26 protein-coding genes and 2 pseudogenes are annotated in these 25582 nt (G+C 46.6%); 9 read left to right on the top strand and 19 right to left on the bottom strand.

Annotated elements, in window-relative coordinates; translation table 11 throughout:
• Positions 1-293: 293 nt before the first annotated feature.
• Positions 294-1382, top strand: coding sequence for a DUF1648 domain-containing protein (locus B9D94_RS29010; protein WP_148248561.1), 1089 nt, complete (start codon positions 294-296; stop codon positions 1380-1382).
• A gap of 323 nt (positions 1383-1705) precedes the next feature.
• Here B9D94_RS29010 and B9D94_RS29005 read toward each other — a convergent pair whose 3' ends face one another.
• On the bottom strand, positions 1706-4852 hold the full coding sequence (locus B9D94_RS29005) for a hybrid sensor histidine kinase/response regulator (RefSeq protein WP_148248560.1): 3147 nt from the start codon (positions 4850-4852) through the stop codon (positions 1706-1708).
• Positions 4853-5125: 273 nt separating this feature from the next.
• Between B9D94_RS29005 and B9D94_RS29000 the strand changes: the two genes are divergently transcribed.
• A complete protein-coding gene (locus tag B9D94_RS29000) occupies positions 5126-5989 on the top strand; it encodes a hypothetical protein (protein ID WP_253806079.1) in 864 nt (287 codons plus the stop codon).
• Between the two features lie 316 nt (positions 5990-6305).
• Here the strand turns inward: B9D94_RS29000 and B9D94_RS28995 are convergent, their stop codons facing one another.
• The 5 genes from B9D94_RS28995 to B9D94_RS28980 are packed head-to-tail and all read right to left on the bottom strand — an operon-like array spanning position 6306 to position 10604.
• The gene (locus B9D94_RS28995) at positions 6306-7094 is read right to left on the bottom strand and encodes an AAC(3) family N-acetyltransferase (protein ID WP_148248559.1); all 789 of its coding nucleotides are present in this window, start codon (positions 7092-7094) and stop codon (positions 6306-6308) included.
• A 53-nt stretch (positions 7095-7147) separates the two neighbouring features.
• On the bottom strand, positions 7148-8449 hold the full coding sequence (locus tag B9D94_RS28990) for a glycosyltransferase family 2 protein (RefSeq protein ID WP_148248558.1): 1302 nt from the start codon (positions 8447-8449) through the stop codon (positions 7148-7150).
• Positions 8442-8585, bottom strand: a complete 144-nt coding sequence (locus tag B9D94_RS31215) for a hypothetical protein (RefSeq protein ID WP_006207234.1) — start codon at positions 8583-8585, stop codon at positions 8442-8444. The genes B9D94_RS28990 and B9D94_RS31215 overlap by 8 nt, the downstream gene beginning before the upstream one ends.
• A 50-nt stretch (positions 8586-8635) precedes the next feature.
• On the bottom strand, positions 8636-9511 hold the full coding sequence (locus B9D94_RS28985) for a GGDEF domain-containing protein (RefSeq protein ID WP_040680072.1): 876 nt from the start codon (positions 9509-9511) through the stop codon (positions 8636-8638).
• A complete protein-coding gene (locus B9D94_RS28980) occupies positions 9501-10604 on the bottom strand; it encodes a glycosyl hydrolase (RefSeq protein WP_148248557.1) in 1104 nt (367 codons plus the stop codon). Before B9D94_RS28980 ends, B9D94_RS28985 begins: the two co-directional genes overlap by 11 nt.
• Positions 10605-11004: 400 nt before the next feature.
• Here B9D94_RS28980 and B9D94_RS28975 point away from each other — a divergent pair.
• A pseudogene (locus B9D94_RS28975) lies at positions 11005-11439 on the top strand (aldehyde dehydrogenase family protein); the annotation flags it as partial.
• 224 nt (positions 11440-11663) lie between these two features.
• On the opposite strand, the gene B9D94_RS31210 reads toward B9D94_RS28975, so the two are convergent.
• From B9D94_RS31210 to B9D94_RS28965, 3 genes are all read right to left on the bottom strand, one after another.
• Positions 11664-11807, bottom strand: a complete 144-nt coding sequence (locus tag B9D94_RS31210) for a hypothetical protein (protein ID WP_172964012.1) — start codon at positions 11805-11807, stop codon at positions 11664-11666.
• Positions 11807-13033 carry a hypothetical protein gene (locus tag B9D94_RS28970; RefSeq protein WP_148248556.1) on the bottom strand — a complete coding sequence of 409 codons (1227 nt, stop codon included), beginning with the start codon at positions 13031-13033 and terminating at the stop codon, positions 11807-11809. The genes B9D94_RS31210 and B9D94_RS28970 overlap by 1 nt, the downstream gene beginning before the upstream one ends.
• Before the next feature lie 194 nt (positions 13034-13227).
• The gene (locus B9D94_RS28965; RefSeq protein ID WP_148248555.1) at positions 13228-13653 is read right to left on the bottom strand and encodes an S-layer homology domain-containing protein; all 426 of its coding nucleotides are present in this window, start codon (positions 13651-13653) and stop codon (positions 13228-13230) included.
• 332 nt (positions 13654-13985) lie between these two features.
• Here B9D94_RS28965 and B9D94_RS28960 point away from each other — a divergent pair, with 332 nt between their 5' ends.
• Positions 13986-14876, top strand: coding sequence for a hypothetical protein (locus B9D94_RS28960; protein WP_148248554.1), 891 nt, complete (start codon positions 13986-13988; stop codon positions 14874-14876).
• Between the two features lie 215 nt (positions 14877-15091).
• Here the strand turns inward: B9D94_RS28960 and B9D94_RS28955 are convergent, their stop codons facing one another.
• The 8 genes from B9D94_RS28955 to B9D94_RS28915 all read right to left on the bottom strand — a co-directional run bounded on the left by B9D94_RS28955 (position 15092) and on the right by B9D94_RS28915 (position 19814).
• Entirely contained in the window at positions 15092-15307 is a 216-nt protein-coding gene (locus B9D94_RS28955) for a glyoxalase/bleomycin resistance/dioxygenase family protein (protein ID WP_036640418.1), read from the bottom strand.
• Between the two features lie 1093 nt (positions 15308-16400).
• Complete coding sequence (locus tag B9D94_RS28945; RefSeq protein WP_006207244.1) at positions 16401-16937, bottom strand: hypothetical protein; 537 nt, start codon at positions 16935-16937, stop codon at positions 16401-16403.
• A gap of 140 nt (positions 16938-17077) precedes the next feature.
• Positions 17078-17518: an Hsp20/alpha crystallin family protein gene (locus B9D94_RS28940; protein WP_006207245.1), complete on the bottom strand. Its 441-nt coding sequence runs from the start codon at positions 17516-17518 to the stop codon at positions 17078-17080.
• A 363-nt stretch (positions 17519-17881) separates the two neighbouring features.
• Complete coding sequence (locus B9D94_RS28935) at positions 17882-18142, bottom strand: hypothetical protein (RefSeq protein WP_231887964.1); 261 nt, start codon at positions 18140-18142, stop codon at positions 17882-17884.
• Between the two features lie 277 nt (positions 18143-18419).
• Positions 18420-18890 carry an Hsp20/alpha crystallin family protein gene (locus B9D94_RS28930; protein ID WP_148248552.1) on the bottom strand — a complete coding sequence of 157 codons (471 nt, stop codon included), beginning with the start codon at positions 18888-18890 and terminating at the stop codon, positions 18420-18422.
• Positions 18891-18916: 26 nt separating this feature from the next.
• Positions 18917-19204 carry a hypothetical protein gene (locus tag B9D94_RS28925; protein WP_006207249.1) on the bottom strand — a complete coding sequence of 96 codons (288 nt, stop codon included), beginning with the start codon at positions 19202-19204 and terminating at the stop codon, positions 18917-18919.
• Positions 19204-19494: a hypothetical protein gene (locus B9D94_RS28920; RefSeq protein WP_006207250.1), complete on the bottom strand. Its 291-nt coding sequence runs from the start codon at positions 19492-19494 to the stop codon at positions 19204-19206. Before B9D94_RS28920 ends, B9D94_RS28925 begins: the two co-directional genes overlap by 1 nt.
• Positions 19495-19589: 95 nt before the next feature.
• Positions 19590-19814: a hypothetical protein gene (locus B9D94_RS28915; protein WP_006207251.1), complete on the bottom strand. Its 225-nt coding sequence runs from the start codon at positions 19812-19814 to the stop codon at positions 19590-19592.
• 585 nt (positions 19815-20399) lie between these two features.
• Between B9D94_RS28915 and B9D94_RS28910 the strand changes: the two genes are divergently transcribed.
• From B9D94_RS28910 to B9D94_RS28900, 3 genes and pseudogenes are all read left to right on the top strand, one after another.
• Entirely contained in the window at positions 20400-21062 is a 663-nt protein-coding gene (locus B9D94_RS28910) for a type 1 glutamine amidotransferase domain-containing protein (protein ID WP_036640425.1), read from the top strand.
• Between the two features lie 12 nt (positions 21063-21074).
• Positions 21075-21232: pseudogene (locus B9D94_RS32005) on the top strand (MFS transporter); the annotation flags it as partial.
• 45 nt (positions 21233-21277) lie between these two features.
• Positions 21278-21982, top strand: coding sequence for a LysR family transcriptional regulator (locus B9D94_RS28900; RefSeq protein ID WP_148248550.1), 705 nt, complete (start codon positions 21278-21280; stop codon positions 21980-21982).
• Between the two features lie 198 nt (positions 21983-22180).
• Here the strand turns inward: B9D94_RS28900 and B9D94_RS28895 are convergent, their stop codons facing one another.
• Together B9D94_RS28895 and B9D94_RS28890 are read right to left on the bottom strand one after the other, a co-directional pair.
• Positions 22181-22564 carry a hypothetical protein gene (locus tag B9D94_RS28895; RefSeq protein WP_036640448.1) on the bottom strand — a complete coding sequence of 128 codons (384 nt, stop codon included), beginning with the start codon at positions 22562-22564 and terminating at the stop codon, positions 22181-22183.
• Positions 22565-22956: 392 nt separating this feature from the next.
• Complete coding sequence (locus tag B9D94_RS28890) at positions 22957-23385, bottom strand: MarR family winged helix-turn-helix transcriptional regulator (RefSeq protein WP_006207256.1); 429 nt, start codon at positions 23383-23385, stop codon at positions 22957-22959.
• 159 nt (positions 23386-23544) lie between these two features.
• Between B9D94_RS28890 and B9D94_RS28885 the strand changes: the two genes are divergently transcribed.
• Positions 23545-24855, top strand: a complete 1311-nt coding sequence (locus B9D94_RS28885; RefSeq protein WP_148248549.1) for an amidohydrolase family protein — start codon at positions 23545-23547, stop codon at positions 24853-24855.
• 117 nt (positions 24856-24972) lie between these two features.
• The gene (locus tag B9D94_RS28880) at positions 24973-25533 is read left to right on the top strand and encodes a hypothetical protein (RefSeq protein WP_216642859.1); all 561 of its coding nucleotides are present in this window, start codon (positions 24973-24975) and stop codon (positions 25531-25533) included.
• Positions 25534-25582: the final 49 nt, after the last annotated feature.

Below are 25582 nucleotides of genomic sequence, written 5' to 3'. Positions count from 1 at the left end.
ATTCATAAGTTGGGGTGTAATAAGCTCTAAGCCAAGCATAATGATTAGCAGATCTGTTTAGTTGGTATCTAATGCTCATATTTGTATCTTTGACTGCATATAGTCCACGGGTCTCATCCGTCGGATAAAGTCTCAGATGTTCATTATTATTCAGCGTTATTCCCCGCCAAGCATATTGAGGCTTAGTAGTACCATCATCTGAGATCTGCATTGGAATAATTCCTTCTTCAATTATGTTATAAGGGTTATAGAGTTTTCGAATACACAATTATGTATAAGAGGAGGCGAATGATATGACGATAATGCCTGTTATAGTAATGGTCTTTGTATTTGTACCTACCATTGTACTCATGGTAAGCATGCCTTATTTAACAAGAGAGACGATTAGTTTTGGGGTCACCGTCAGCGCTGTACAATTCCACAGTGAGCCTTTGCGCCAGATGCGGAAGTCATATGCCAGGATTAGTGCTACCTTGCATACCATCCTATTCATTGTTTGTATCATCTGCCTAATATACGGTGATGAACATTCCAAGCAACAAAGTTGGATCATTGTCACTTATTCACTCGCCATGGTCGTAATCTCCCTAATCATAAACATTAGCTATCATTTCAAAATGAAAAGGTTACTACCTATGCTGCCTATTGCTCCGGAACCATCGATCATGGCAGTGGACACTGGATTTCGGAAAAGAAACATTGGCTTGTCTAGTTATTGGTTCCTCATTCATGTTTTAATTATTATTGTTAGTATTGTAACTGCGCTACGCAACTACGATCTGATTCCTGATCAGATTCCGATCCATTACAACAGCAGTTGGAACGTAGACCGCTATGCAACTAAATCTTATAGTTCTGTGTTTATGCCTACGATAGTGCAAGTGTTCATAACACTTTTGTTCATATTTGAGAATTGGAGTATTCGCAGAGTGAAGCAGCAGGTTCAACCCACTGATCCTGACCGTTCCATCAGACAAGACGTAACTTTCCGCCGTACTTGGTCATGTTTTATGATCACAGCAAGCTTCTTAATAGTTATCCTGTTTTCCGTCGTGCAACTAAACATGATGTCTCTGCTTAACATCAATTTCGCTATCCCCATTATCCTAATCATAATAGCCTTTATCATCCTATACGCCTTCGCCTTATCGTTCTGGGCTGGTCAGGGCGGAAGCCGCTTGGAACGATCTGCCGATTACTCCAATGTCAGACCTGTCCATGATGATGATAAATGGCTATTAGGTATGATTTATTTCAATCGCAAAGATCCAAACCTAATCGTCGAGAAAAGGTTCGGAGTCGGCTGGGGATTAAATTTCGGTCACCCAGTAACCTGGCTGATTTGGCTCGGAATTATTGTACTGTTAGTTGTGGTGCGGTAACAAGGCTTGGAGGTTAATACTCACCGGAGTATTCAAGCTTTCAACATCCCGTTTATATACCAGGAAGTTGCGGCTGTCAGCTTAAAATCTTGTAATACAATAAGACCCACTCCAAGCTGTGCCTGGAGAAAAACGCAAGGAGTAGCTGCAGCATCCATAGATGAGATAGCGAAATTTGGCTTCGCACCTCAGATGATCCAATTTAGGATGCGGCAATATGCCAAACCAAGTCAGCGAACCTCCGTAGAGCCGCCCGCGTTCGAGCGAGTAATCATAAAAAAACACAACCACACCGGGCTGCGTTTCAAACTGCTCTTACGTTGTCACTTCGTTCCGAGACGCACATGAAAAGTTACCTCAGTCCCTTTGCCTAACACACTCTGGATACGGAGTCCTGCTCCGAAATGCCGTTTTAACCGCTGGTCCGTATTGATCAAGCCGACGCCCGACCGATTCTCTGCTTTTCTATCCAATATTTGCTGCAATTTAGCTTCACTCATGCCGACACCGTCGTCTTGAACCGTTATCTCTGCATGCGTGGTTCGGACAGCAATCCGAATATGTATTTTACCTCCGCGCGTGCGCTTCATAATGCCGTGTCTGATCGCATTTTCCACTAAAGGCTGGATCGAAAGGAACGGAACTTTTAATTCCTCGCAGTCATCCAGCTCCCATACAACCTGCAGCCTGTCTTCAAACCGAACACTTTCAATGTAGACGTAAGATCGAATTAGACTCAGCTCCTCTTCAATCGGAACAAGTCCATCCGTATTCTGGAACCTGAATTTATACCTCAAAAAATGGCTGAACTCATCAAGCAAGGTACGCATCTTATCCAGATTCACGTCGCTTAGAGCGGTTACAGCACTTAATGCATTGAATAAAAAATGAGGCTGGATTTGAGCTTGCAGCCATGCCGCTTCGAGTCGTAGTTGTTCCCGGACCGTTTGTTTAATCGTGGTCAGCGCCTCGATCCGCGACCGGATCTCTATTGCTTCCACCGGCTTGGTCACATAATCGTTCGCTCCCGCCAAAAATCCGCTTTGGATATCCTTCGGCTGGCTTCTTGCAGTAAGAAGCAGCACCGGGAGCTCCGTGAGTGTAAAACGCTCGCGAATCCTTCGAGTCAGCTCATAACCAGACATCTGCGGCATCATAATATCGGAGATGACCAGATCCCATTCCTGAGCATCCAGAACAGCCAACACTTCTTTACCGCTGGTTGCCATTGTTACATCATATTCGTCAGGTGGCAATATGGCTTCTAGCACTTGCAGGTTGACGGGATCGTCATCCACAATTAACAGACGCGGGCGATCACGACTATTCTCGATTACAACCGGTTGTTTTGCAGCTGGCGGCATTCGTTCCACTTCTTCCAAGCCGGCTGCGGCTGTTTCCTGGATCGGCGTCCATCGTAATCCCACTGGCTCGAACGGGTTTGATCCGCTCTGCTCCTCCTCTGCGTTCATACCTGCCAGCTCTAACGAGAAGGTAAACGTCGAGCCCTCTCCCGGTGCAGAGGATACTTCTAAAGTACCTTGATGAAGCTCAATGAGCTGCTTGCTTATACTTAAACCTAACCCAAAGCCGCCTTCAATCATGGTCTCGCTAGCACTCGCTTGCTCATACGGAAGGAATAGACGCTTCAGCATGTCTTCATCCATTCCGATCCCCGTGTCAGCAATCACGATATAAGCTCTTCCGGAATCTGCAAATGCTTGAATCGTTATGTTCCCTTCATTCGTATATTTCACGGCATTGTGCAGCAAGTTGAACACGATCTGAATCACGCGGCTCTCATCCGCCATGACGGAAGGAAAATCTTCCGGAATCTGATTCAAGATGGCTACCGACTTCACATCTGCGTTAAGCTGCAGCATATCGATGACGCCGGTCACGATAGGCTGAATCGATATGGTTTTTTTCTGCAGCCGCGGATTGCCTTCCCGTAAACTCATCACATCAATCAGATCATTTAAGATTAGGGTCAGCTGACGCCCTACAGCCAGAATCGTTTCAAGCTCTTTGATGCTCCTGTTTTGCAGCGAAGGGCGTTCCCTTTTCAGAACGGATTGAGACATGTTTAACATGCTATGGAGCGGGTTCTTAAATTCATGTGAGGTGTTTGCCAAGAACTGATCCTTATGGTCATTCACTCTTTGCAAGGTTGCGGCAAGCTCCCTGGTATTTGCATGCATGTTGAAATAACCCTTGAACCAGATCGAGGCCAGGCATCCCATCGAGATCACCAAATCAACCGGATAGTGGATCATACTCAAGCCGCTTTCCCGCCAGAATAACGACCATAACAGATGATGAACCAGTACGAGCATGGAACACAGCAATAACAGATGGTGTTTGATATCCTGGATGACTCTTTTAAAGATGGCCATGATTGTAATCACGACAGCTACAGCGGCCAACAAGAAATAAACCGGGAAGAGCATAATCACCTGATGGGGAGCCAGAAACATCGTAATGCCCGCAGTCCCCAGATTGATGGCCGTGTAAACAGGATACATCCTGCTCCAATAAGGAAGCTCCCGATGATTCGTGCATTCCAACAACGCATAACATCCGATGATGAATGCCATATTGGAAAGCCGGAAATCCCAATCGCTTCCAATGTAAAATAATTGGTGAAACAGCTTCTCATCGTTGCTGAATACGTTGCTGATGGTTATACATAGAGCCAGTAAAGAAAAATAAAGCAGTCTCTTTTCCCGATTTCCCAGCAAAAACAAAATGAGTGCATAGACAGAGTGCATAAGAAATATGACGGCCCCCAGCGTCTGCATCGAAACGGAAAGTTTCATTGCCCTTGCAAGAGCTTCCTCGGAACCGAATGTAACGGACCTGACAATGCCGCTGTTTCGACTATCCACATAATTTGCGGCCTGAATCACGAGTTCAATGACGCCGTTGTCGTCTGCCGCAAAGCTTGTGGAATAAGGTAGGTTCTTCGCTGTATATTCTTCCTTCGCGTCCGCCACCTGCCCGGATTTGGCAAGCAATCGGCCGTTGACATATAACTCGGATGACGTACGCACGCTGGGTACGCGAATACTATAATTAGTAGCCTCTTCCGGATCTACAAGAATTCGCAGGCGATAGGATGCGAATCCATATGGAGTTGGCTTCTCGCCTTCACCAGGCAAAGCCTCATTCCATCCTCCGGGAACCGAGATCAGCCTCGGCTCCAGCTCGCCCGTTGCATGCTGCCGGCTGCTCCCTTGCAGCCATTGTGAAGGGTAAAACTCCCATTCCCCATCAAGCAACAGAATGCCGCCATCTTCAGCCTTCCAATCACGCAAATCCAATTGCCCGTTCTTTATGGGAACCTGTCGTTGATCAGGAAACCAATCCATCCACAATATGCGCATGCTCGATAGAACGATGATGAATAACCCTATCCATAACAGGATATGGCTCTTTCTTATTTGGTAGCTTGGCGGGTCCTTTACCAAGGAATATTCCTCTCCTAATCCATTCACTAATATAGGCGCTCACCCATAATCTACCACATCTAACATCGCGGTAGGAAGAAGGATTGAGATATCCTTGTGTCTATATTATGAAGCTATAATAGGCCCAGTCTGATGCAACACTCGGTTCCCCCGGATTCTATGAAGCGCTATCGCCATTTTCTATCCATTAAAACATAAAGAATATGGAAGATTATTCCGATACTATAAGGTAGAAAGAAGAGCAATGGGAATACATAGGATAGGGGTGCGTTAATGATGAAGATTCATAGCTCGACCCAACAAGACTTAAACCTATACATAAACTCAAAGCAGAATGCGGAGAAGCCTTCCCTGGTCACAGACATGATGCCCATGATGCCCATAATTCCGCATAACACCGACAGCGTGGAGATCAGCCCGGCTGCCAGACAGTTGGCGGCATCGGATATTGTGAATCATTCGGCTGTCTATTTTGGAACCACTCAAATCAATGATTCGCTGAATCGTCTTCTCACCGATCAACCCCCGGAGGTGAAGGAAGCCGTTTACGGCATCATTCAGTCCAATTTCATTACAGACGTAACCGGAGAGGCAGAACGAGGGGCGTTATTGGAATTAGGACTCACTCAAGCCAAGTATATGGCGGATAACTACATGGAAGATGACGAAGCAGCGGAATTCATGAATACGATCCGTCAAATCGGAGCCATCTCCCAAACCAGAACGGTGGATCCTGAGACAAATGAGGTCCATTACGAAACACCGCCGCAAAGACCGGTTGGAGCCCCGGATGATTATATAGATCTAACCTATATGATGAAGAAATTCGAGTCGAGCACGCTGGACAAGCTGCAAGAAGCGATAGTGAACGGAAAAGATTGGAACAGCATCCTGCTGAACTTTGCCAAGAACGTATCGACTCGCAAGGATTGGGTGGAGGAATACCGGGAGGAAGCTGCACGGCAGTTCGGGGACATCGCGGGTGAGAACAGATTCGAGCATGCCTCAACCGCCAGCTTGCCCGAGTTCGTCCAGGATATCAACAACATCATTGCCCAGACCGGATTCGAAAATAGTAAGTATCTGATAGACAATATGGAGGCTTTTAAACGAACATTAGGCGTAATTTCTCCATAAAGACGGAATAACGGACTTAACTCTCCAGACGCACCAAGTCCAAACTTAAGGTGACCGATCTGCAAGCAGACGCCTTAGGATAGGGTTCACCTTAAATAAGAGCGCTACCTGACAGGTGAGCGCTCTTAAATTCCCTTTATTTTCAGCCGCTGGATGCTTCTCAAGGGTCAATTGATAGCATTCCAATAGGCCGTATCTTCGAAGGACGATTTTTTACATTTCCCGAAATCCTTGCCTTATGCCAAACCGATTTAATAGCGGCAGACAACTCAGACTATCTCCTCTTTCGAATGTGAAAACGGATATATCCTATGTATTATAAACGAACTCTTCCTTCAGCATGCTGACCCTCCAAGGGCTGATTATCCGAGAATAAATCCGGATTGTCCCGGAGCATCTCAGTCAGGAGATCCGTCACCGCAGCTGCATCGCATACCCGAACAACGGCATCGCCAAACCGCCCCTTATGCATCGCGCCTTGACTTTCAAGGACCTCATCGACTTTCCAGAAATGCTCCGACCACGACAACCCGCAATGTCTGCGGGAAGGTACCGGAATTTCCGTGCCATCGGGTAAAACCGTGTACAGCTTCTCATGCCCATCCGTTAACCTGCCCGGTATGTCCACCCACTCTTCGATTCCATGAATAAAGGTGTTGCGCTTTAAATCGACCCCCACCAACAAAATGGTCGCCCTTCGGTCGAGCAGTTTCCCCCAGGAGGAACCCCTGGCGCACGGCGTATCGAAATGGTGATCGTCTCTTGTGAACGCTATGGAATCCCTGCCTAATGCGGCCACCGAATGCGTGGGATGCAGCGAACGCACCACACCTGGACGTTTGCGAAAAAGTTCGGGCAGGATCCCGACGCACACAGGTGATTGATCCACGTAAAATTTCGGATGTTCCTCATTGATATAAGACCACGTATGAGTGGGCAGCACCAGCAGCCCCTCTTGCATGTGCGCTGTAAACGCATCCAATACGGTGTCTGCGCCACCCTCGACCGGACCTATGCTTTTCATTGAAGAATGGATCAGCAGCGTCCCGGAGCCGTCAATGCCAAGCTGCTCCAATTGCTCCATTAAGCTCTCCATTGTGTGCATGTTCTTCCCCTCCTCCGGCCCATTATATCAGAACTTCTCCTGCAACGGTCCCCTCATCCAAATCGCTGCGTTTTGTACCACTTGGCTTTTCTCCCCGTCACTTTGTCTACAAAAAAAGAATAGAGGGCACGCAAGGAAATCAGCAGGAATAGCTGAGCATACGTGAAATACGATAGGCAGGAAAGAATAAAGTTCTGTATCGAGCTTTGCCCGACATCGGTTGCCAGCGCCAGATTGATCTGCAGTACAAAAAGGTAATACATCAATCCCCAGGCCACCATCAGATAAACATATACATCATCTGCAAACTGGAACGGTGACACCACATCCGGTTTGAATAGCGCGATCATCCAATAAACCAGATTGACGCCGATGATGATATCCGACACGATAATGGACAGTAAAAACCAGAAATAACTCGCCGCATAGTACAGTACATGAAGCTTAATGCGCCAGCTTGACCGATCAAACAAATGATGGATATTCTCCATCACAACGGAAAAGTTTCCTTTGGCCCAGCGTTCCCGCTGCTTCAAGTACACACTGAGCTGCTCCGGCTCCTGCTGATAAGCTTCCGCCTGGGGAGCCAGCGCGATGAGCTGTCCCCGGGTCATAATCTCGAAGGATATGGCCGTATCCTCCGTAATTGCCTCCGTATCCCAGCCGCCGATCTCACGGATCAGATCTGTTTTCACAATAAAATTCGTCCCCGGAATGGTTCCCAGCTTGAACAGCTCCCACAGTCCGGTATGATAGATTCGCTGAGCTGTAACCAGCTCCAGATTAATGCATTTGGAGAGAAAATTCTGCCCACGGTTTCTGGCCTTGTTCCGCCCGAAAACCGCTCCATAGGTTTTGGGGTCTTCCATTGCTTTCTCGATCAAAAAGTACAGTGCGTTCCGCTCCGGCGCCGCGTCAGCGTCAAAAATACAAATCCATTCATGTTTGGCAAACGCCAGCGCATCATTAAGCGCCCCCGATTTACCGCCCGTTCCTGAACGCTCAAATACCATGAAATCCCGGTCCCGATACGCTGCCTTGCTGTTCAGAGCCTTCAGTCTTCCAGCGGTGCCATCGCTGCAGTTATCGGCAATGACAATGAGCTGCACCTTATCCTTCGGATAATTCAGCCGCAGTATATGCTCCGCCGTTGCCGCGATCACCAATTCTTCATTGTGCGCGGGGACCAGAACGGTGACTTTGGGGAAATGTGCCATCTGATCCACATCGGGAATGGTCCATTCCTTACGGCTCTGTCTGAAAATAAACCGGACCGCTCCCCCCATTATCAGGATCGATTGAAACACCGCACCCCATATGCTGATAATACAAAACATTAATAATGCGTCAGCCACTGTTCTTCCTCCGGTCGTATCTTCGATTCACACGAACCCGAAGGCTCAGCGTTGCAATGAACAGCCCCAGAACCGCAAAGGCAAACATCAGGCTGACAATCTTGCATAACGGAACAAACCACGCAGTGTAAGACATCTATTACATCTCCTTCTCTGCCTGCTGCTTATTGAATAATGCGCAAAAATTCATATATATTCTCCGATCAAATCCGTCTCCGTGTTGCGTTCAAGTGCGGCAATGACGGCATCCGCATCTTCGTATTGACTGAATTGCTCCTTAGCAAAGACCAGGGCCCCTGTACGGATCACCAGATTCAGCTCCCCGCCTTTCCCGTCCTGAGACGGAATGTCTACCAGCGCGTGCCTAATCCGGTCTGTCAATGTCATTAAATACTCCTGGTCTGTCATAGGGAGCAGCACAATAAATCTTCCCCGGTCCAGGGCGAATTTGTAATCCTCGTAACGAATATGCTTCCGTATCCCTTCCGATAAGGAGGCGAGAAGTTGGGCATAGCCTTGTGAACCTAGGGATTCCTGCACCATCGGCAGAAATTCAATTTTAAACATGACCAGGCAGAAGTTATACGTATCTGAATAACGATTAGCGAGATTAGACTGCTTGATCAGCGTTTCCCTAAAAGCTTCCTTATTGCCTAGCGCGGTGGCTAAATCCACTTCCGGATTCTTTCGTTGCAGCTCCTCCAGCCGCTCCATTAGCCGCTTATTGCGAACCAGCCCGGTTTTGATGAATGCGGCAACGGCTACATTGGCTGGCAGCAGCCAGAGCCAGGAGACGGACAGCACATCGACCTTCGCATAAGTCGTAAGCCATACAAAATAAGCCACGATATATACAAAAATACAAACGACCGAGACCCCGGCAGGGGCCAGGAAGCCCAGCATCAGAGCCGCAAGGCAGCCAATGGCGAATCCCAGCTCCAGTAAGGTAAAGGATTGGTCTCTAAAGACATTGATATAGACCAGCAGCTCCTGCAGCACCGCTAAACCGATCAGAAGGGCGTATCCCCCGACTGCGCGTTGAACCCATCTTTTATTTTCCATGTCCACCTCGATCAATAGCATATTCCCCTAATAAAGGAAGCAAGTTATCAAAAACATGCGTGTTCTTCTCGAACACATACCCCCCAGGATAACGGATATCTTTCCCTTTTAAGGTCTGCAGACGTTTGTTCAGCTTGACGGCAAAGGGCCTGTCCTCCATTTGGATAGCAAACATGATAGCGAGACCATAAACCGAGGAAGACTCGTATTTCACCACGGCCTTTCGGTCGGCGCGTCTATACTGTCCCGCGATCTTTCCCGTCTGCTTCAATTCCTGCTTGAGGAATTGAAGCAGCGACTCTTGGCTCCTTTGCGTTTCCCCGACATGCATAGCGACCAGCAGCTGATCAATTAAATTCACATTTTCATCATATGTATATTCCCCGTTTACCACATGATAAGCTTTGGGATAAAACACGCCGTCATCCGGCATTCCCTGCAGCAGGGAATGATATCGGTTGTACGTTTTCATATCCAGTATGCCTTCTTCCAAGAGCCTACGCAGTGCTGAAAGATCCACATAAGCAAGACTCAAGGTGTCGGGCAGTTCCTCCGTGGAGAAATCGTAGAAATCCACCAGATACCCGTTCTTTTGTGACCGGCTTAACAAGGTTTCCGCAAGATCGCTGGCAGTCGCCGTCCATTCGGAGTGGCCCTTCCATATCCGGGAACCTTCCACCAGAGCCCCAATAATCCGCAAATCGTCACCAAGTGCGTTTGTGCTGACTTCCGCCCCGCCTTCAGGATTTAGTTTCCATACAATATATTGACGATCTGCCGTAAAATAGCGGGTTAATGCGTCATAACTCTTCTCAAATGCAACAAGGTCATGACTAGCCAGCGCCGCCTGCATCCAGAATCCAAGGGATTCGGAGAGAGCCTCTCGTCCCGCTGCCCATTCAGGATTGACCGATTCCGCTCCCTGTAAATAGGTAGCCATCGTGCCATTCGGGTTGATCATATTCATCGTAATAAACCGTTTCGTTACATTTTCCCCCTTGGCTTGGATCAAACTTCCTCCGATCCCCAAGGCTGCGCCTAACCATAAAACAAGTCCTATCCACAAGACCTTACGTCCACTTCGCCACTTCAAACCGCCGACCTCCATTCCCTAAGGAGCAATACTTTTATGCAGAAAAAAATCTTCACCCGAGGGTTCGCCCCCCTCGCGAATTGTATCATTCTATTCTGTACAAAAACTGTACAAGTTGAGGGCTTCCGAGATCGTAACGGCAAAAAAAGAGCCATCCTTGTACGATGGCCCGAAACGTTTCACCTTTATTTTAAAGAGGTTAGGGATTTTCACTAATTTGCTCCATGATTGGCGAATGATAATATAGCAGATTAATAATACGTCGTGCCATTTCAGAAGGCTGATCACCTACAAAGGACATTCGATTTTGAAAAATATCTTGTAACTCTCGAAGCAATGCTCGATTTATATCCGGAATTAGATCATCGCATACCAGTAAATCATAAGAGTACAAGGATTTATTGCCGAAGCAAAAACTACAGGTGTAGAAGTATTGCTGGATAGCAGACGTGAGGGAAATATTTTGACACCTGCCATATTCGGAAATGTGTTCCCTGACAGTCGTTTAGCACAAACTGAATATTTCTCACCGATTGTATCCATCATTAAAGCAGCATCAGATGAAGAGGCCATCGAAATTGCCAACAACACAGAATTTGGTTTGAGCTCAGCCATCTTTACAGCGGATTTGGAGAAAGGTGAGCAGCTGGCAGCTGATTTGGAGTTTGGTATGACCCACGTGAATGACCAAACCGTCAATGCGATTGAAAATACACCATTCGGTGGTGTAAAAGGCTCAGGTATGGGCCGTTTCGGTAACCCTTGAGTGATCGACGAATTCACAGAAACCAAATGGGTTTCTATTCAAATAGAAGAACGAAAATTCCCGTTTTAATCCATACTATCCCTTATGAATGGATAGGGAAAGTTTTATACTTCTAAAGCGATAAGGAGAACACCGTAGTGGCGTTCTCCTTTATTTTGGGAGGCGGGAACTGGATGAAGCGCAGCTCCGAGCCCTCGTCGGGATACCTGCTAACCTCATTTTAATTGCCTTCATTTTCTACGGGGTAGCTACATTACGGGGGCAGTCCCCCAAGACCTTGAGTAATTTGTTTTTCAAGTTGGACTCAATTGCCATCTTGATTCATCAATCAAGGGCTGCAGCTTCTGCTGGATCAATCTGCGCTCTTCCTGTTTCCATACATCTTCCAAAGATTCTTCCCATGCCTCTTCGTCAGCTAAATATCGGGCTAATTGCATCAGAGCATGATAGTCTTCTTCGTTGTTGCAATGAACGGCAGCATGGCTGACAAATCGATAAAGGATCGCATGTTCAAGCAAATAATCGACCAGGTCCGGATCACCCTCCTGCAATACTTCTCGATGATCCGACCAGTCCCGTCGTACAGCTCTTTGGAGATCGTCTCTTGCATCAAGGCGGAGGCAAGTTCTCCTTTCACCGCGCAAGTATAGGCCAAATAACCATGTTGAACGGTGCTTTCGCAGCCCTTGGTCAGCAACCAGCGCTTTATTTCAGGCGTGGTTGCTTCAAGCTGCACCACCGCCTCGATTTTGCCCCATCCCTGAACGGACTGAGCAAGTTTCCAGATCAGCGGGTTGGGTTCTCGAGTACCACGAAGCAAGGCAGAAATAACGTACTCGGTGAATTCCTCATGCATGCCAATCGCGTACAAACGTTCCTTGAACGGTTCACAATTCGTATGACCTAGAACCGTGACGGCGAATTTGACGACCTCTCGATGGGCGGCATGCTCGAGCAGCCATACGGCCTCTTGCTGCATAAGCGCTTCATCCAGATTCGCCTTCTCCAAGCGTTCGATGAACTCTCCTCCGTAACTGGCGAACCGGTCAAATATAATGTCCTCGTACGTGGCCTTTCGCGTCTTGATCGTAGGATGGTGAAGCTGCTTCGCGAATCTATTGAGCAATTTTCTTGAAAAGAACGGCGTAGGCACATCATCTAAGTGCCGATCGGCATAACCGGCAGCCACCCGCGGATGATGGTCGCTATACACGTATTCGTCATCAGGCAAAGCATCATCCATCACGCGGTGGTGGATCTGAACTTGCTGCTCAATGAAAGGAACCAGCATTTCCTTATGATTCCACGGAAGAAAGTCTAATTTGATTGACTCCTTCCATACGACGGCCCGACCCACTTTGACAACGCATTTGAATCGGATAAGACCTCCAAACCTGACCTTCACCTTCTGCTTCACGCCATCGCCTACATCAAGTGTGCCGGATAAGGTTGAATACGGCTTCAACTTCAAATAGAACATCAGATTCTTCTGCTTGCGGTCCACGATTTGCCCGTCCAGTATGAGCTGCTCTTCTTTCAGCGCGTGATGAATTTCGATCACATGCCCTTTATAATCGATGTTCCATGTTTTTTGAAATTCTTTTTCGATATCCTTCATGACGTTGCGGAGGATATGTTGCTTAAAGTCTTCGATAAAACCCAATGCTTCTTCTCTCCTTCGATCCCTTTACAGACATTATACAATGTATCGTTGAAGAGTTGAGGGTACGCTTTTTTTACCAAAATAACCAAGGATGGATGCGGAACACACCTCTGACATCGTCATACTGGATCACATACGGTTCACAGCATCCATAGAGCTAAATTTAAAGGCACCCTCTTGGATGCCTTTCATTCTTATTTTAAGTCATCTAACATGTTTAATAATATGGTTGCTGCCTCTGCTCTCGTAGTTTCGGCACGAAGGTTGAATTGGTTAGTACCCGTTCCTTGTATGATGCCATTATCCTTTAGGGCTGCCACTGCACCTTTAGCCCAGACAGGAATTTCCTTGTCATCTGTGAAAGAAGTTATCGCGTTCTCTTCGTTCGGTAACTTGAGTGTCTTCGCAATCATCATCGCCATCTCAGCGCGCGTTATATTTCGATTCGAACCGAAGGTACCGTCTTCATAGCCCTTAATAATGCCCAGTTGTAGTGCTTGTGAGACTGCTTTCTGTGCCCATGCTCCGATCTCAGCCTTATCTGTGAATATCAGCTCCGATCCTGCTTCTTGCATCTTCAGCGCATTCATTAGCATGACTACAAATTCCGCGCGTGTCACGGCATGATCCGGCTTAAACTTTCCACCGGGATATGTACACCTTCGCGATCAAAGTCTTGCAAACCTCACATCTACGAAGACTGTTAGTTGCTCACACCATATTGCAAATCTATGATTACCTTCTAACTCGTAAAAAAATGTATGTGGAAGGTATTACAGTGGACAACATTCATGTGGTAATATATAGAAAAATTATGGATGCCTACAAAAATTCACCTTTAGCTTCTCAACTATATTAAATTGAATTTTATTGTTGATCAGCCCGGCTGCGCCGTGGGGATTCTACCTTCGCAGCTCGAGGTACGAGAACCTTTCTCGGGAGGGACATACCAATGAGGAATACTGTGGAAGGTCAGCAAAAGCACGGGCAGCAAGATCATATTGAGATCCTGCCGCTGTTTTCCACCACGGACAAGAACGGACGGATGACTGCGCTCCAACCGGGACGCCCTGTCGGACGTGTAGCTCCGCTGCTGTCATGGTTGCTCGCTGCTGCTGTACTATGGGCGCTGGCAAGCTCCGTACCGTTCGGCGCCCTGCTCGGCCTTGCGCCGACACCGGAGATCAGCAAGTTCCTCGTTCATCCTGTAACGGTGGGTGCCGCCGTGGTACTGCTGCTCGCCGCGATCGGTGCGACCGGTGGACTGTACTCGCGAGCGGACGATCAATTCGGACAAATCAGGGTCGCCGGCCTGTACTCAATGCTATCGATCGCAGGTGGAATCTCTGCTGTTGCGGGAGTCCTTCTGCTCTGGACGCTTATAAACAATCCATCGCGTCCCTTCGACCTTGAGGCCATAGTTACGTCGCCAACAATCCCACCAGAACTCGGAGCAATCGTTGGAGCTGGCTTCGCCCTCTGGGCCGTCATCGTACTCCTGCGGTTGCCTGGCTCCATCGTCCACGCCCAGCGGCGGCAAGCGGACATCGAGCGCCTCCGCGTGGAGGGCTCGTCATTCGCCGGGACGTTGACCGCCATAAAATTCGATAACCACTGGCTCTTCAATTATCCGATGTTCACAGTTGAAGTAACTTATATTGCAGAAGGTTCCCCTCATGTCGTATTAGCACACATGCGCACCAGCGCTGACCGCGTTCCTCTCGTCGGCTCACGCATGCTTGTGCTGACCGACAATCGAGGAACCATCCAAGTAGAGCTGGACCCGTCCAGTGAAGCAACTTTCGAGCTGGACGTTGGGAAGTACACCCCATCGGACGGTTAATTCCGCGCTCCTGATGCAGAGCGATTATAGAGGAGGTCAATCGAGTATGGGGTTAGCACATCGCTTCGGGAACCGCCGTGAAAATCGTCCCAAGGTTAAGACCAGCCATGCTGGAGAAGCAACTGGCAGACCAAGACGGTGCGGTGCGAAGCGCAGCAAGATTCACAGAAAAGCTGATGTAAGTTTGCGTAACAAACACCAGCTAGAAGTTCAGGTTATGTTTGGTGAAAAGAATCCCAAATTTCTTTATAATGCGGACCATGAATGAAACCGATAATGTTTCCAAAGGGATCAACTACCGATGCGGTAATCCAATCTTGAAAGTACGGCTCCACTCCCAGAAGCTTCGTATACCATTCTTTTGCCGCTTTGAGATCCTCTGCCCAGAAACTAATGTTTGCCATACCGCGTAATTGAGGTGTGTTTGTCATTTTAACAAGCTCCTTTTAGGTCAATTGGTGTATTACTCACTTGCAGGGCTCGATATCCCAAGATCAAGCACTGCAACGTAGGAACTTCTGGGATGGAGGCCCGTCCAGCCAGCACTGCTCCCCGACCTCCAACAGTCACACTACTTCAACAATTGATTGGAATGCTCCCGTCAATCCTTGCCAAAGGTACGGGGGCATTTTCCTTTCTAAGCCTCCCCCATCATTGCAAAGAAGAGATAAGGCTGCATCTACATCCCTCTTGTCACAACATTTTTCGCCGTCACTTATGATACGGTTCAGCTTAACGGGTCTATCGGAGAAAAATCCCCGCGACACATAGCTGCCAATCTTACTCGCTCCAAGGGCTATGATTCAAGCCTTCTTAACATGACAGAAGGCCACCGAAGTCATCGGCGGCCTGATTGTCAGTGATTCCACTCTCGTTGTCGTTTCCGTTAATCTAGAAAGCGAAGTAACCAAACATGACTCCAGCAAAACCCTCAAGAATACTCAATTCGCTCACTGTCCATTTGCCGTTTCCAAATATACATCCAACAACCGCTCTCTACTCTCAGCCGGTATCGCCATAGTCGCCATCGCCACATCAAGCCAAAAGTATCCATGTCCAAAAAAGCCGTAATTACGATTTTAGGTTAGCCTGTCCCATATCAGTATGAAAAGAAAAGCTTTTTTGCTGGCGTCAGGACCGTTCCTTTTCGCCTCCATCCCATTTCTCAGTTGATACCATTCTACAGCCTCATCAAATCGATCCCAAGGTGTCATAGAAAGATGTTTCTTAAGCCATTTGATTTTACAACGAAGCGAAAGATTTGATGCCACTTATCCGGTTATCGATCACATCTTTATCGAAAACGATAGCGAAGAATTCCGTTTGTACGTTGATCCCTATATTTTGACAGTTAGCGTAATTGTGTTTCCCTTTCTGGCTCCAACCGGGCTGAGAATTATCTCCTACTGCAATCGTGCACCCCTTATTCAATTGATTCACACTAATAGCTCCCGCCCCCAACGATATGTTGATAGCCAACCAACTCACCTCCGATAAGAGCCTATCCCTATAATTACATTCCATCTAAGTCTCCTCGGTGTCCTGAGTGATTCGAATATTTTTTATGACCGTAGATATATCTTCGTCATGCTGGTTTGTAATTATCGTCGCATCCACGGCATCGTTATCGTTAAGTACCCCAATGGTCCGTTTTAGCGAATTGATTCCAATGGGTTTGCCAACTCCAAAGTTATCTTTACGGGCAGTTCTCCATCCCAATTGCTTATTGTCGCCCAAGTCAATCGCACAAGAGTTGATTAACGAATTCGTCTGGAGGGAGCCGAAATGAATGGCGCATTGCTGCTGGTTATTGGGAACTTCCGTTAAGATGATATTATGATAATCCTGAATGGTGAAGTCTACAATATCCTCATCATGGAGAACACCTACCGCATTCGACAAAACCGTATGACTCAACTCGCCGAATCCTTGGTTTGTTTTTTTAATCGTACTCCACCCAATCGCTTGGTTGGTCCCAATAAAAATCCCCGAAGTATCCTCGAGATGGTTAACGATCATTTTTTGAAATATGACGCTTGCCTTCTGTCCCGATACGTTCAACGACTAGACCTCCTTTATCAGAAGTAATGAATACACTGATGCTCTAAACTTTTCCGTTTCTCTCTTAAACAATGTCGTGAACTATCCCAGTCTAATTACTTCGTAAACAGGGTTCTTCATTATTAACATCATTAGCTGGATCAGGATCGTTCAAAATCGACTTGGATCGGGGTTTGATTTTCATCTTGGATAATTTGCAGCACCACGACCAGCAAACCTTTGGTGTACTTCGCGGAAATTGCTTCAGCGGACACAGGCTTCGGCAAAGCCAGCGACCGACAGAACGGGCCAAAGAACCTCTCACTTATTGTGATCCGAGGACCGGTAACGGGATAATGACAAGGCAAGTCGCCTTCCAATTCCAGCGTCTGCCCGATTAATTGAAGTCTTATTTGCTCCACCGATTCCAAACCGGGAAGCTCTACTAAAACAACCACCGTTGTTGAAGTATGAAAGACGTCGATCCGAGGACCCGAATTAGGTAGAAGCTCACTCATTTCACTCCAAAAGTCATCGCCGAGTACCTCAGTCACCTGGCTGTAGAAATCTTTCGGTGTATTCGTCTTTATCCGCTCCTCCATACTAATCCCTCCAAGCGAGAATCTTGATTAAGGAAGGCAAACATAAGCTATATCATCGGCGGCCCCATATGAGAAACTAATTGATATCCGAAGACTTGGGTCTGTTTCCATTGGGATACTTCGGCTGGATCAAACCATTTAATTGATAAACGGTAGGCTCCCCACATTTTGTGCAATAAACCGCCGTTGGAGGATTCACAAAAGTACATCCTTTGCCAAATATTCCGGGTTCGTCCGAACAACGGTTTAGAATCGGAACTCCGCAGTCGCTGCAATACTCATCTTCCTCGCCCGGTATTCGCCCACAACGAATGCAAGGTTTTAAAACCGGCTTATCTCCCATGGGTCACGCCTCCCTTTTTCTTAAATCGTTTGATTTTGTAACGAAGCGGAAGGTTGAATTTCACCTATAGGGTTATCAATTGCATCTGGATCGACAACGGTAGCCACGAATCCCACTTGTACGTTAGCCCCAATATTTTGGCCGTTGCCGTAATTGTCTTTCCCATTCTGGCTCCAGCCGGGTAGCGAGTTCTCCCCTATCGAAATTCCGCTTCCCCTATTCATTTGATTCACATTGATAGCTCCCGCTGCCAACGTAATGATTACAGCCAACCCGCTCACCCCCAATAGGAGACTATCTCTACATTTATATTCCGTCTAAGGCTCCTTGGTGTCATGAATGATTCGGTTATTTTGTATGACCGTAGATATATCCCCTTATTCTTCCGTCCGCTATAATGTCCGGATCGTGGATATCCTACCGCATTCGACAAGCTGCATGACTCAACTCGCCGAGCTTCCCATCGCAAAGACGGATATTCCTTCGGGCAGACAGCCTCTGCTTGAAGGAATGGCCAATTTGCTTCAAATGCCCTATCATTTTCGGATTAACGTTTAGTCATTTGCCTCCGTCGCGAATAAAAATCTCCCGAAACGGCTCTGGATCGCCTGTCTTGGAAAGACTGATTTCCAAGACGCCTTGATCATATTTTGAGGATGTCTGGTCCGGATCCACATCGTGAGGGAGCGCGATCTCCTCGGAAGAATCGCCATGTACGATTTTTAAAATTCGACTATTGACGTAAAATCTTATGTTCTTCAGCGAAACATCGGCTGGTATACTCCATCTTATGAAGATGGATTGATGCGTTTCGAACAGCTCGTAATCGAGTGAGTCGGCAAAATGATGAAGGCCTGCCTGTTGAAGCATAGTTTTGGGCATGTAATTTTTCATCGTTTCTTGAACGAAATTTTCGATGCCTTTTGCGTTCAATTCCTTGTTTGCAAAAAGCATCTGCTCAGACCAATTATCTAGGAAACCTTGCCAAATGCTATTAGGGGCTTTTTTTTTATCCATCGCTTCAGTCACTACCCTTCTCCAAATGAAGTTCTTCCCTATTTTATGTGCTCGTTTTTGGAAATGATACCGTTGAGCCATTCGGGAATGTCTCCGTCCGTGACATGAAGCATATCCAGGAAATCGGAATCGTTGAGCAAAGAGCGGATGCCGGCTACCAGGTTCCGATCTCCGCTGACCGCTCCGAAACCTTGGGTCAATTTCTGATGGTTCTCGAAGCCGGCCGGCCGGTTATTCCCCATATTGATGCATGAAGCATTTTCCACGGATCCAATACGAATCGACCCGATCACGAATTGCGGTGACATAAAAGAAGCCACAGTCATCACCCCCGATTATTCCAACGATAGCCTGACGACGTTGGATGAATTTTCTCCTTGGATGGCTCAGAGTTGGCAGCAGTGCTTGAGGAACCGCTCTTGGCTTTGGAGGTGCTACGACTTCGGATCCACTTAGTTCCGAAGTTGTTGCCCAAGTTGAGTGATCCGCTGAGCTGGTCGATATCCAAAGCATCTAGCCTAAATTCCAGATTCTCCAAAACAGGTTGGTGAATGTGGACCGTCTCGATCTGAATGCCTGGATGAGGGCATTCCGGTTGGCTAAGTTGTTGCTCCATGCGTTTTAACAGAGACTCCATCTCTTCCAATCGCCCACGGATATCATGAATCAGCTCATCTGTACGCGGGTACTGTTTTTTACGAAAGGGGTTTATCACTTTTGAGTAGGCTTTGAACTCGAAGATGAATCCACCTTATCATCATCATTCAGGACGACAAGGATATCGGTAATCGAGCACCCTTCTCCGTTAATAGATCCAAACGCTTGGTTTTGCTTGGATGTATTCCTAAACTTCCACTGTTCATTACTTCCTGAAAAAACGCCCGATGAGCTTGATACTTTGCCGATTTGAATTTCACCAAACCAAATATTAATCATGCTTCACATCCTTTCGCACGATCGTTGTGAATTAATAATAATCAGTTCATAAGAAAGGTCTAAAATCGACGAAATCAGTCATGACAAAACGAAGTCCACATTTTTTCCATCTATTTCTTAATTTTATTCCCAGTTTTCAAAGGTATGATCATAAAAGGACCATTAATCAGTTTTTTTAATTCGTTCGCTCTTTGCATCGTTTGCTGGACAGTTTGGACACTTTTCCAGTCATCTCTGAAATCCCGTTGGAGACTGGCGAAGTCATTTCATTTACACCATCTCGTATTTTCGATTTTCGATGGAAAACCCAGTTATCCAAACCAAAAAGTAATGCTTGGGTAGACCCTTGAGAAGGATAAAGGTCCCCTCTTGCGAAATTTCCGCCCTACTTGTGGTACGGTTCAGCTTAACGGGTCTATCAGCGAAAAATGCGCTTAAGTGTGCCGCGCGGCGGCACTGCTCTTACCACGTACAAAGTATAAATATATTTATATATATGCACATAAAACATAATTTGTTTTATTGATAACGCGGCCGTAAAATAACACCTGTAAGCAGAGTTCAAAAGTATAGGAGGCAATATAAATGGGGAAAAAAATCTTAATGGTTGTCACCAATCATACAGATATGCAGGAAGGCAAAAAGACAGGAATCTGGCTATCGGAATTCGCGGAGGCTTATATGGCCTTCCAAGAAAACGGCTATGAAATCACCGTAGCAAGCCCAAAGGGAGGAACTAGCCCGATTGACCCGGGCAGCGTGGGCGACCAAACACCACAAGAAATCCTGGACGCTTCCAAGCATCTGGAAAATACCAAAAAGCTGGATGATGTGATGGCAGAAGGATTCGAGGGGATATTCCTGCCTGGCGGTCATGGCACGATGTTCGATCTGCCGGACAACCAAAAGCTCCAGCAATTGCTTCGTGAATTTTACGAAGCAGGAAAAATCGTCGCCGCTGTTTGCCATGGTCCTGCCGGTCTCGTTGGCGCAACCTTGTCCAATGGACAGCCGCTGGTCGCAGGCAAGCGGGTGAATGCTTTCACCGACAGAGAAGAAGAAGCGACAGGCTTGGGCTCTTACCTGCCGTTCCTCTTGGAGAGCAAAATCCGTGATCTGGGTGCCATTTTTGTAGCGGCACCAAACTGGAGTACACATGTAGAGGTCGACGGCAATCTGATTACCGGACAAAATCCTCAGTCTACGCTCGCTGTCACAGATGCAGTATTAAGCAAATTAGGCGAATAATACACGTGAGGACTTGCCTCGACATTGAACATCGCGGCCTTTAATCTGGGCAATGCACTTGGTGCCTATATCGGGGTATCGTCATTGATTAGGGCTTTGCAGGAGGGCTCCCTGCTGTACCGTGGGTTGCTTCGCTCGTGACAGTCATCGGAATTTTGTTTACGATATGAGGAGCACAGCACCAGAAATGTCTCAAGTAAGAGAGGAAAGCGAACATGGCGGACTTTGAATGGTACCGAAGCTTTATTAGTATCTACAAGCATAGTTCCGTATCGGAAGCTGCCAGAACAAGGATGATGACCCAGCCAGCCATGAGCCAGCATTTGGCTTATCTGGAAGCAGAGGTGGGTGAACCTTTATTTACACGAGCTCCCCGGAAAATGATTCCGACTGAGAGAGGCAAAGCACTATATACACAGTTGGTTCCGCTAATCGAGGCTTTGGAAGTAACCACACAAACCCTCAAGACAAGTGCGATCACTTCTTTGCCCGTACTTCGAATCGGGTCTGCACATGAGTTTTTTCGGGAATATATCGCTCCTTATATTGGCACCTACCAGATACGCGTCGTTGCCTATCTCGGTGTCGCTTCCAAGCTACTTGACTGGCTGCTTGAGGAAAAGGTAGAGATCATCATCATGTCGCAAAAGCTTACTGCCCCTGGAATCGAATATATACCGTACATGCAGGAGGAGTTTGCGTTGGTGGCACCTCCTGATTACGTTGAACCAACATTTGACGACAAGGAGTCTTTTGAAGCGTGGTTATGCTCCCAGCCATGGATCAGCTATGATTTGGATTTACCCATCATCCGCCGCTTTTGGCGCGAGCATTTCCAGAGGCGCCCTCAAACGCATCCTACACACGTCGTGCGTCGAAGGCCCGAATTTCCCCCCGAAATATTTAGCCGTCACTTGTGATAAGGTTCACCGCGCTGTCTGTAACGGCAAGTTTTTGTTTAGCGCATGGACTTGTACACCTTAGACAGCCCTCAAGTTCTTGTCCTTTATGGCAATCAGTACAAGTTGTTGTCCTTGGCTCGGGACAAGAACTTGTACCGATAAAACAAAAAAAGCCGCTAATTTAGCGACTTTAAATGGGACCTTGTTCTTTGTTCTTTAAGGTTTAATATGTGCGTTGGTAGCATACCATCTACCAGATTTCAGTTTTAGTTTTAAATTGACAGGTTCCTTTAATCCGAGACTATCATTTTCATACTGTTGTGTTACATAGACCTTCGATACAAAAAAGAAATGCAAGGGAAAAACAAATCCTATACGATGTAACTCTTTGTCATACGTGAAATTTTCTTTTCCAACTCCACGTTCGATTGGATTAATTTTTTGATATGTCGTTTGGTTCATATATTCGGGATAATCGGCTGCTCCACTCATAGCCTTTTCTAAAACAACTTTTGTGTCATTAGCAATCCATACTCCAAATAAAACATATGCAATAACAAATATGATTGTCAGCGAGATTACTAACTTTTTTCTTCTCATGTCTACCCCTCCTAATTAAACATTAGGGTATTGATGTAAAGTACTCACTACTGAATCGATCATTCTCCAATAAAATGGAAGTTTTAAAATTAACATAGACTCTTCACTCAGAGTAATCACCTCTGCTACTTGGCTTTAAATCCAGATTCTAACATAACATAAATTACAAAAAGATAGAAGATCAGCAGAACAGTACAGTATATTTTTCGCCGTCACTTATGATACGGTTCAGCCTTAACGGGTCTATCGGCGAAAATTCCACTTCGGCGCTTAACTCCCAACTTTTTTGCTCAATCTCTGGGCCATGATCAAGCCTTCAGAATGATGCACACAAAGCCGCCGAAGTAATCGGCTGCCTAATTTACATCAGGCTTAGATCACCCTCGCAGTCATTATAAGCGTTCATTTATTTTGATCAACAATTCCTTTAAGGTTTGCTTCTCCTCTTCGGAAAGGACTTGAACGATTTCGTCCTCCACCTTTTGGAAGGAGTCATTAAAGTCTTCAATCAATTCAACGGCCTTTGGTAAAACATAAATATTTTTTTGCCGTTCATTATTGGCTGGGATTTTTCGCTCGATGAATCCTCTTTGCTCAAGACCTTGAAGCATACTTGTAATGCTAGCCCCGCGCAGATGAAACCGATCGGCAAGATCCCTCTGAATTAATTCAGTTTCTTGGTTCTCGTAGATATAACCAATTATTTTTCCTTGTTGAGCGTTTAACCCCAACTCTTTTATGCTCTCGTCTGCTTTTTTCTTTAACTTAAGGCCAATAATCTGAAACAAATCCAGATAAGGCGTATCCTTGCGAGGCTTCATGATCGTACCTCCTCAAATTGTTAGAAAGCTAACTGTAAGTAAATAAACTATACAGAGATCCAGCTTGCATGTCAAATAAATATTAGTTTGTTGACAGTTAGTTATCTAACAGTTATACTCCGAAGTGATTCACGTACAACTCCAAGGAGGAATAACAAAATGAAGAATGCTGCCCAAAGCTCTCCTTTAGAAAGAGTTACGGCGATTACAAATGCACGTATTTTCGACGGGGAAAAGGTTATCGATTCAAGAAATGTTGTCATCAAAGGGGAAACCATTATTGCGGTAAGTGGAGATCTTCCGGCAAACGCAACCATCATTGATGCGAAAAACGCGACATTATTGCCAGGCTTGATTGATGCGCATGTTCACACTTCCATTGGTGGACTAAGGGATGCCTTAAAATTCGGCGTTACGACAGAACTCGAAATGAACGGCGATTTTACGAAAAGAGGGCGGGCGATCCAGTTGAAAAATGTGAATGACGTCGCCGATGTCCGTTCTGCCGGTACAGCGATCACCGCTCCAGGCGGTCATCCGGATGAACTGCTTCCGGATGGGGATGAAATCCCTGATTTCATATTAAAGGAATTGGAGAAGTTATCGAAAGAAGACCGGGAAGCTATGCTAGCCGCTTACGCTCACGATCACGAAGAAGTGCCCCAAGTAACGACTGTGGAGGAAGCGATCAAACATGTGCATACCCAAGTGGAGAATGGAGCCGATTATATTAAAATCATGATCGAAGAAGGGACGGTCATGGCTGCTCCTGGCCTGCCTGTTTTGAGCGATGAGATTCTAAAAGCAGCCGTGGAAGAAGCCCATAAGTTCGATAAAATCGTCATAGCTCACGTCTTGACTGCTGATTCCTCACAGAGCGCCATTGATATTGGGGTGGAAGGATTGGGTCACTTGTTTATCGACAGGCCCGAACACACGGCCAAATTGGTGAAATCCATAGCCGATTCAGGCGCGTTCGTGACACCATGTTTGGTATTGAACTCGTCCATTCTTGGGAATCCGGCATCGGAATTGGCGAATGATCCGCGTGTTTATTCCAAATTAAGTCCGGAATGGATCGATATTTTGAACTCTAGCTTCAATACTTTCCCGCAAGGCCATATGGAGAATAGCTTTAGAAACGTGATGGATCTTCACCGTGCCGGAGTGGATATTCTGGTCGGTACGGATGTCTCCCCCGTTCCCGTTAAGAATCTCGGAGGCCTCGCGCATGGTGCCAGCGTTCATCATGAAATGCAATTGCTGGTTATGGCCGGGTTTACTCCGATAGAAGCACTTCGGTCCGCTACCTCAAAACCGGCCCGTCGCTTTGGTCTTAACGATCGGGGCCAAATTGCCGTAGGGGCGCTCGCTGACCTTGTATTGGTAGCTGGTGATCCGACAACCAATATCTCGGATACCTTGTCTATCCAAGCCGTATGGTACAAAGGTGTGCAACAACTAGGTTAATCATTTTTACCGGTGTAATATGGTATATTTGGCTAAAACACTAGAGCCTATCGGAGTAAAGGAAGTAGTGTATGCTCAGACAATAGCATTCGGAAGCAGGAAGCTGAAGATGAAGTGATGAATCGGTTAGCGCAAGTACTGTCTAAAGACCGCATTCTAAAGACAATCGTGGACAAAAATAACCACAGACTCACGACCCGGACAGTACCCCTTCAAGGGGAGTTAGAACTCATTAGAAGCCAATTAGAACATGCTGAGTCCAGTAAGCGGAAATACCTCGATTTAATCGAGCAAAATAATCTTGATAAATCAATCGTCGCTGAGCGAATGCAGGAGATACATGCCAAATTAAATGAGCTCCAAGCAAAGAAGTCTAGGTTGGAGCTTGAACTAACCGAAGGCAATACGTCTCCTGTCGTTTTTGAGCAGGTGCGTGAGTTGATTCATGGATTTCATCAAGCGCTCACCGCCGCGCCATTTGAACAGCGAAAAACGTTACTTCACCTGTTCATCAAGAAAATCACGATGAACGCAAACAAGAAGATTGAGACAATTGAACTGAGCTTCGATGAAAATGTGGATTCCTACTTCTCCGATTCTCCTGTCGCAGCAGCGGCGGGGGATTCTCTCCAGCGAAAGCACTCGCGGAGGCGGGAGAAAATCGACATCGCCATCTAAATAAATAGAAGTGCTTTCAATTATTCTATCCAGAGCCGGAGAGGAGGAC

The sequence above is a fragment of the Paenibacillus sp. Cedars genome (genome assembly GCF_003184205.1).
Classification (GTDB): Bacteria; Bacillota; Bacilli; order Paenibacillales; family Paenibacillaceae; genus Paenibacillus_AQ; species Paenibacillus_AQ glucanolyticus.
This window is presented reverse-complemented; position numbering and strand designations above follow the sequence as displayed.